5 protein-coding genes are annotated in these 6,743 nt (G+C 73.5%); 2 read left to right on the plus strand and 3 right to left on the minus strand.

Features of this window, described 5'->3' with window-relative positions; genetic code table 11:
* Positions 1-165 precede the first annotated feature (165 nt).
* The gene (locus ACFV1L_RS15805) at positions 166-1,338 is read right to left on the minus strand and encodes an outer membrane lipoprotein carrier protein LolA (protein ID WP_380366201.1); all 1,173 of its coding nucleotides are present in this window, start codon (positions 1,336-1,338) and stop codon (positions 166-168) included.
* 184 nt (positions 1,339-1,522) lie between these two features.
* Here ACFV1L_RS15805 and ACFV1L_RS15810 point away from each other — a divergent pair, with 184 nt between their 5' ends.
* On the plus strand, positions 1,523-4,111 hold the full coding sequence (locus ACFV1L_RS15810; protein WP_380366203.1) for a bifunctional FO biosynthesis protein CofGH: 2,589 nt from the start codon (positions 1,523-1,525) through the stop codon (positions 4,109-4,111).
* Positions 4,112-4,226: 115 nt separating this feature from the next.
* Positions 4,227-5,327, plus strand: a complete 1,101-nt coding sequence (locus ACFV1L_RS15815) for an ADP-ribosylglycohydrolase family protein (protein ID WP_380366205.1) — start codon at positions 4,227-4,229, stop codon at positions 5,325-5,327.
* Positions 5,328-5,404: 77 nt separating this feature from the next.
* Here the strand turns inward: ACFV1L_RS15815 and ACFV1L_RS15820 are convergent, their stop codons facing one another.
* Complete coding sequence (locus tag ACFV1L_RS15820) at positions 5,405-5,611, minus strand: DUF397 domain-containing protein (protein WP_380366206.1); 207 nt, start codon at positions 5,609-5,611, stop codon at positions 5,405-5,407.
* Positions 5,608-6,465 carry a helix-turn-helix domain-containing protein gene (locus ACFV1L_RS15825; RefSeq protein WP_380366208.1) on the minus strand — a complete coding sequence of 286 codons (858 nt, stop codon included), beginning with the start codon at positions 6,463-6,465 and terminating at the stop codon, positions 5,608-5,610. Before ACFV1L_RS15825 ends, ACFV1L_RS15820 begins: the two co-directional genes overlap by 4 nt.
* Positions 6,466-6,743: the final 278 nt, after the last annotated feature.

The following is a 6,743-nucleotide window of genomic DNA, read 5'->3' on the forward strand; positions in this document are numbered from 1 at the left end:
GGATCTCCTCGACCGGACGTCCGGACTGCCGACGTCCGTGCTGCGCGACCCGGCCGGCGGCGGGCCCGGCGCGCGGACCGTCCGCCGCCGCGTCCGCCCGCCCGCCGCCGAGCACGGCACGGGGCCCCGGACGGTCGGCTCCGGGGCCCCGCACCGCGGTCGCGGCTACTTGCCGGCGGCGGCCTGCAGCGTCTCCGGGGTGACGGCGCCCACGTAGACCTTGCCGTCGGTGGTGATCAGGGCGTTGACGATGCGGGTGGACACCAGGGTGCCGCCCTTGACCTGACGGCCGGTGAACTTGGCCAGGCCCTTCGCGGCCTCGGCGCCCGCGTCGGCGTGCGCGATCGCCGTCCAGCCCTCACCGATGACGCCCCCGGCGCCGGCGGCCCCGCCGCCGGCCGGCAGCGAGGGCAGGCCCGGGACGGACGGCATCGGGTTGTCGGTCAGGGCGCCGCCGGACCGCTCGACCACCTTCGCGCCCTTGGGCGCGTCGAACTCGAAGGTCTTGGCGTCCGGCTTGGCGTAGGACAGGGTGCCGAAGCGCACGTCGAACGCGGTCGCGCCGTCCACGGTGCGCAGCTGCACGGCCAGCGGCATGCCCTTGTCGGCGTCGACCGAGACCCGGATCTCGGCGATCGTGGAGCCCGCCTGCTTGGGCTTGATGCTGAGCTTGTACGCGGCGTGCCCGGCGACCCGCTCGGTGCCGTCGACCGTCACCGAGGTGGTGGCGGCGGAGTGCTCCAGGAGCTGCTTGGCGATGTCCTGCGGGTTGACCGAGGCGATGCCGGCCTTCCCGTCGGGGCGGTGGCCGTCGGCGCCGGTCAGGTGCAGCGCCTGCTGGGAGCCGCGGTCGTACGCCCACACCTGGCCGCCGTTGTGGACCAGCTCGTAGCCGGACTTCTGGCCGGACAGGGTGACCCGCTGGCGGTCCGGGCCGTCGGTGGCGACCGACAGGGTGTGCGAGCCGCCGAGCAGTTCGACGGCCTTCAGCTGCGGGTCGGCGCTGCCGGTCTGCGCGCCGGCGCTGCGGGCGATCTCGCCGAGCGGGCCCGACCCGGACATCGCGTCGGTCAGCGCGGTGGGCAGCCCCAGGTCGGCGTTGACCCGGACGGTGCCGCTGAAGGTGTCGGTGTTCGTCGAGAGCGCCTTGGCGATCAGGTCCTGGGCACTGATCGCGGGCAGGTTCGGCGACTCGTCGCTGGCCAGTGCGGGCACCAGGCCGATGCCGGTGGCGACGGCGGCGGCGACCGCCACCGGCACGCCGATCCGGACGGCGGTGCGGCGACGGCCGGCCCGAGTCGCCGTCATGTCCTGTGCTGCCGTGGAATCCTGGTCCACTGCGGCCCCCTTGTTCGAGCTCGTCTGCTGTCACTGTCCATTGAAGCCCCGCGGGCCCGCGCACGCGTCGCCCGGCGGCAGCACTTCCCGCTACGTCTCGCGTTGTATCCGGAGTATGTCGACCCTGAGACGCCGTCAGGGTCGTGTACTCCCGCAGGCGTACGGCTCGCGTAGGGTCGGGCCCATGAACGCTCAGCCTCCGGCGGCCGCCGCCGTGCCCCCCACCACGAACGCGATGCGGCGTGCGCTGCGCCGGGCCCGGGACGGGGTGGCGCTGGACGCGGCCGAGGCGGCGGTGCTGCTCCAGGCGCGCGGCGCCGACCTGGAGCAGCTGTGCGCCGCGGCCGCCCGGATCCGCGACGCCGGCCTGGCGGAGGCCGGCCGCCCCGGCGTGATCACGTACTCCCGCAAGGTGTTCGTTCCGCTGACCCGGCTGTGCCGGGACCGCTGCCACTACTGCACCTTCGTCACCGTGCCCGGCAAGCTCCGCAAGGACGGCCACGGGCTGTACCTGTCCCCGGACGAGGTGCTGGAGATCGCCCGACGGGGCGCCGAACTCGGCTGCAAGGAAGCGCTGTTCACGCTCGGCGACCGCCCCGAGGACCGCTGGCCGGAGGCCCGCGAGTGGCTCGACGCGCACGGCTACGACGACACCCTGGCGTACGTGCGGGCGATGGCCGTGCGGGTGCTGGAGGAGACCGGGCTGCTGCCGCACCTGAACCCGGGCGTGCTGTCCTGGACGGACTTCCAGCGCCTCAAGCCGGTCGCCCCGTCGATGGGCATGATGCTGGAGACCACCGCCACCCGGCTGTGGTCGGAGCCCGGCGGCCCGCACCACGGTTCCCCGGACAAGGAGCCCGCGGTCCGGCTGCGGGTGCTGGAGGACGCCGGGCGCAGCGCCGTCCCGTTCACCACCGGCGTGCTGATCGGCATCGGCGAGACCTACCAGGAGCGGGCCGAGTCGCTGCTCGCGATCCGCAAGGTGGCCCGCGCCTACCAGGGCGTGCAGGAAGTGATCGTGCAGAACTTCCGGGCCAAGCCGGACACCGCGATGCGGGCCATGCCGGACGCCGAACTCTCCGAGCTGGCCGCCGCCGTGGCGGTGGCCCGGCTGGTGCTCGGCCCCGCCGCCCGGATCCAGGCCCCGCCGAACCTGGTGGACGCCGAGTTCGCGCTGCTGATCGGCGCCGGCATCGACGACTGGGGCGGCATCTCGCCGCTCACGCCCGACCACGTCAACCCGGAACGCCCCTGGCCGCACATCGAAGACCTGGCCGAACGCACCGCCGCGGCCGGATTCGCGCTGCGCGAGCGGCTGACCGTCTACCCCGAGTACCTGAAGCGCGGCGAACCCTGGCTCGACCCCCGGCTGCTGCCGCACGTCCGGGCGCTCGCCGACCCCGCCACCGGCCTCGCCGTCGAGGGCCGCCGCCCCGTCGGCCTGCCCTGGCAGGAACCCGACGAGCCGATGACCGGCGGCGGCCGCACCGACCTGTTCCGCACCGTCGACACCGAGGGCCGCACCGGCGACCGCCGCTCCGACTTCGACGAGGTGTACGGCGACTGGGACGCCCTGCGCGAACAGGTCGCCGCCCCCGCCCCGCGCCGCCTCGACGCGGAGGTCCGCGCCGCCCTGTCCACCGCCGCCGACGACCCGACGAAACTGACGGACGACCAGGCCCTCGCCCTGTTCCAGGCGGACGGCGACGCCCTGGACGCGCTCACCCGGATCGCCGACGAGCTGCGCCGCGACACCGTCGGCGACGACGTGACGTACTGCGTCACCCGGAACATCAACTTCACCAACGTCTGCTACACCGGCTGCCGGTTCTGCGCGTTCGCGCAGCGCCGCACCGACGCCGACGCCTACACCCTGTCGCTCGACCAGGTCGCCGAACGGGCCGAGCAGGCCTGGCAGGTCGGCGCGACCGAGGTGTGCATGCAGGGCGGCATCCACCCGGACCTGCCCGGCACCGCCTACTTCGACATCGCCCGCGCCGTGAAGGAGCGGGTACCCGGCATCCACGTGCACGCGTTCTCCCCGATGGAGGTCGTCAACGGCGCCACCCGCACCGGCCTGTCGATCCGCGACTGGCTGGCCCGCGCCAAGGAGGCCGGCCTGGACTCCATCCCCGGCACCGCCGCGGAGATCCTCGACGACGAGGTCCGCTGGGTCCTCACCAAGGGCAAGCTGCCCGCCGCGACCTGGGTCGAGGTCGTCACCGCCGCCCACGAACTGGGCCTGCGCTCCTCGTCCACCATGATGTACGGGCACGTCGACACCCCGAAGCACTGGCTCGGCCACCTCCGGCTGCTGGCCGAACTCCAGCAGCGCACCGGCGGGTTCACCGAATTCGTCACCCTGCCGTTCGTGCACACCAACGCCCCCGTCTACCTGGCCGGCATCGCCCGGCCCGGCCCCACCGCCCGCGACAACCGGGCGGTCACCGCGATGGCCCGGCTGCTGCTGCACCCGCACATCCCCAACATCCAGACCAGCTGGGTGAAACTCGGCGCGGACGGCGCCGCCGAGATGCTCCGCAGCGGCGCCAACGACCTCGGCGGCACGCTGATGGAGGAGACCATCTCCCGGATGGCGGGCTCCTCCTGGGGCTCCTACAAGTCGGTCCGCGACCTGGAGGCGATCGCCGCCCTGGCCGGCCGCCCCGCCCGGCAGCGCACCACCGACTACGGCCCGGTGCCCGCCGAACGCCGCGCCGCCGCCCTCGCCTCGGACGGCCACCTGCCCCGGCTGCTCCCCGTCCTGGAGTAGCCGGCCGCCCGGCGGCGGGCGGATGGATGTTCGGTGGAGCTGGCGGATTCGCCCAGCTCTTCGAATACAGTGCGTCTGCTGTCCGACGCCGCCGACCGAAAGGCCCCCACCCGTGATGCCCCTGTGGTCACGCGCCCAGCAGCAGGACTTCCGCAGCCGGGTGCGGGGCTGCCTGCTCGGCGGCGCGATCGGCGACGCCCTCGGCGCCGGCATCGAGTTCGAGCAGCTGGACCGGATCCGCGCCGCCCACGGCGCGGCGGGCGTCACCGGCTACGTCCCCGCCTACGGGCGGCGCGGCGCCGTCACCGACGACACCCAGCTCAGCCTGTTCACCGTCGACGGCCTGATCCGCGCCCACATCAGCCGGGACACCGGCGCCTGGCACCCGCCGTCCGACGTGCACCGCGCCTACCTGCGCTGGTACACCACCCAGCAGGACTGGGGCCCCGACGAGCGACGCAGGGACCTCGGCTGGCTCGGCCGCGAGGAGTGGCTGTACGAGCGCCGCGCCCCCGGCAACGCCTGCCTGACCGGCCTGGCCGGCACCGAGGCCGGGCCGCTGCCCACCGTCGAGGAGCCGCGCAACCCGAACTCCAAGGGCTGCGGCACCGTGATGCGCGCCGCCCCGTTCGGCCTGCTCACCGCCTGGGAGCCCGCCCTGGTGTTCCAACTCGCCGTCGAGTGCTCGGTGCTGACCCACGGCCACCCCACCGGCTACCTGTCCGCCGGAGCGTTCGCGGTGATCGTCCACGCGGTGGCCCGCGGCGGCACCCTGGAGGAGGGCGTCCACCTCGCCCTGGCGCTGCTGTCGGAACGGCCCGGCCACGAGGAGACCACCGCCGCGCTGCGCGCCGCCCTGGACGCCGTCCGGGCCGGCGTGCCGTCCGCGGAGCGGGTCGAGGAACTCGGCGAGGGCTGGACCGCCGAGGAGTCGCTCGCCATCGGCCTGTACTGCGCCCTGGTCGCCGAGGACGTCCGCAGCGGCCTGCTGCTGGCCGTCAACCACTCCGGCGACAGCGACTCCACCGGCTCGATCTGCGGCAACCTGCTCGGCGCCCTGCACGGCGAGACCGCCCTGCCGCCCGAGCTGCTCGCCGAACTCGAGGGCCGCGGCGCGATCCTGGAACTCGCCGACGACCTGGTGCTGGAACTGCTGCACGGCCCCGACCTGCACGGCACCGAGGGCTGGAACGCCCGCTACCCGGTCGGCGTCTGACGGCCCGTCCGGACGTGCCGCGGTGCCCGCCGCGCGGGAGGCGGCGGGCACCGGAGGACGTGCGGTGAGCCGGCGGATCAGACCGTGCCGAAGGCGCCCGCGCCGGCCGCGGCCGCGAACGCGGCCCAGCTCTCGCGGGAGAAGCGCAGCTGCGGGCCCTGCGGGTCCTTGGAGTCCCGGACCGCGATCGAGGCAGAACCCGGCACGGCGATCTCGACGCATGCGCCGTTGCCGCCGCTGTAGCTGCTCTTGCGCCAGGTCAGGGTCTCGGTGGCCTTGCTCATTTCATGAACTCCTCTGCCAAATGGGTGATCATCGACCGGCTCTCCGCGACACTCATCGCCGCGGCTCGCAGGTGGTCGTAGAGATTGGTATAGCGGCGGACGTCGGCTTCCTTCTCCAGGTAGAGATCGCTCGTCACTCCTTCGAAGTAGACGACCGTGGAATCCGCGGACTCGGGGAACTCCAGCAGGGAAAATGTCCCGGTCATGCCGGGGTGGGCGCCGCGCTCGAACGGTATGACCTGCAGGTTGATGTTCGGCCGCTCGCCGAGCTCGACCAGCTGGAACAGCTGCTCGGCCATCACCTGCCGCCCGCCGACCTGCCGGCGCAGCACCGCCTCGTCGATCACCACCCACAGGCTGCCGAGCTGGTCCTCGCCGTGTATCCGGTGCTGTCGCTTGAGCCGCACGTCCACCCGGCGCCGGATCGCCACCGGGTCGGTGTCCGGCTGGGTGCCGGCCACCACCGCCTCGGCGTACTCCCGGGTCTGCAGCAGGCCCGGCACGAACGAGGATTCGTACGCCCGGATCGACGACGCCTCCGCCTCCAGGCCGATGTACACGCTGTACGGGATGTCCCCGAACTCGTGCCACCAGCCGCGCTGGCGCGACTCCTTGGCCATCTCCATCAGCCCGGTGCGGACCCGCTCGTCCTCGACCTCGTAGACGTCGCACAGGTCCCGCACGTCCCGCTGGCTGATCGAACGGCGGCCGTTCTCCAGTCGGCTGATCTTCGACTGGGACACCATCAGGCGGCCCGCCACCTCTTCGGCGGTCATTCCCCTGAGTTCGCGCAGTCGCCGGAGCTCGGCGCCGAGCCTGCGACGGCGGACCGTCGGATTCACGCTGGCGGACACATCGACCTCCGGCCCTACTTCTGGCAACAGTGCGGTAATTGGTACCAACCCCCCTGACGCTGAGCAGCATGCCACCTCAACTGCCGTCCATGCCCGGGAATCGCGGCAGCGCAGTAGAACAGATCATCGGAAAACCACTCAATCGGGACCGCGGCTCTTGCGGAGCGCGCGCCCGGCGCGCTAAAGGGGCATCCCGCGCGCCCCACGACACCTGACGGGCCGTCGGACAACCTCCGCGAGGGCCGAAAAGGCGGTCGGGCCGGGGGGGCGCACCCGGG

The sequence above is a fragment of the Kitasatospora sp. NPDC059646 genome, assembly GCF_042734615.1.
GTDB lineage: Bacteria > Actinomycetota > Actinomycetes > Streptomycetales > Streptomycetaceae > Kitasatospora.

Bases quoted from the DNA above. Each gene is read 5' to 3' on its own strand.
- ACFV1L_RS15810 (WP_380366203.1), top strand. From the start codon at position 1,523: ATGAACGCTCAGCCTCCGGCGGCCGCCGCCGTGCCCCCCACCACGAAC.
- ACFV1L_RS15815 (WP_380366205.1), top strand. From the start codon at position 4,227: ATGCCCCTGTGGTCACGCGCCCAGCAGCAGGACTTCCGCAGCCGGGTG.
- ACFV1L_RS15820 (WP_380366206.1), bottom strand. From the start codon at position 5,611: ATGAGCAAGGCCACCGAGACCCTGACCTGGCGCAAGAGCAGCTACAGC.